The sequence below is a fragment of the Ruegeria sp. O4 genome (genome assembly GCF_056535125.1).
In genome coordinates this window covers 1-878 of the sequence record NZ_JBQERO010000053.1, presented here as the reverse complement: position 1 = coordinate 878, position 878 = coordinate 1, and the positions used below count along the sequence as shown (strand labels likewise).

The window sequence follows — 878 nt, the reverse complement described above, 5'->3', positions numbered from 1 at the left end:
TAGGGTCAGGATTCATAACCAATAGATGACGGTTGCTGCGAGGGCGATTGCGGAGAGGAAGACTTTGGGACAGCGATCATAACGTGTCGCTACACACCTCCAGTCCTTGAGCCTACCAAACATGATCTCAATACGGTTGCGCCGTTTGTATCGGCGCTTGTCATACTTCACAGTTGTCTTGCGTTGCTTTCGACCTGGGATGCAGGCGCTTATTCCTTTGTCTTTCAACGCGTCTCGGAACCAGTCTGCATCATAGCCGCGATCCCCGAGCAGCCAGTCGACTTCTGGTATGCTGCTCATTAGAGCTCGCGCACCGATGTAGTCACTGACTTGGCCAGCGGTGACAAAAAGGCTGATCGGTCGCCCTTGGCTGTCACAGATAGCATGCAGCTTCGTATTCATGCCGCCCTTGGTTCGGCCAATCAGGCGGCCACGCCCCCGTTTTTCGCGGCCATGCTGGTCGCGGTGCGATGTGCTTTCAGATAGGTCACGTCCACTGCCCGGCAGGGCATTGCGGAGCAATGTCCCGAGAGGGGATCATCACGGTCTTTTCCTCGCCGTGTTCGGCTGCCAAGCCGACCATCATCCGAGCGAAGATGCCTTTCTCACTCCAACGCTTCCACCGGCTATAAAGCGTCTTGTGCGGTCCGTATTCTTTGGGAGCGTCACGCCACCGCAACCCATTGCGATTGATGAAGATAATCCCGCTCAGCACCCTCTTGTCATCGACCCGTGGCTTGCCGTGCGACCGCGGGAAGAAAGGGGAAAGTTTGGCCATCTGCTCGTCTGTCAGCCAGAAAAGGTCGCTCATATCACCACTCCATTTTTCGAGCCGTGAATCATGCAGCGCCTTGAAAATCAATGCATCCTGACCCTAG

General features: G+C 55.6%; 1 pseudogene. It reads right to left on the bottom strand.

The annotated features are described in order from the left end of the window. Positions 1-12 precede the first annotated feature (12 nt). Positions 13-811, bottom strand: a pseudogene (locus ACR0J7_RS20455) (IS5 family transposase). Positions 812-878: the final 67 nt, after the last annotated feature.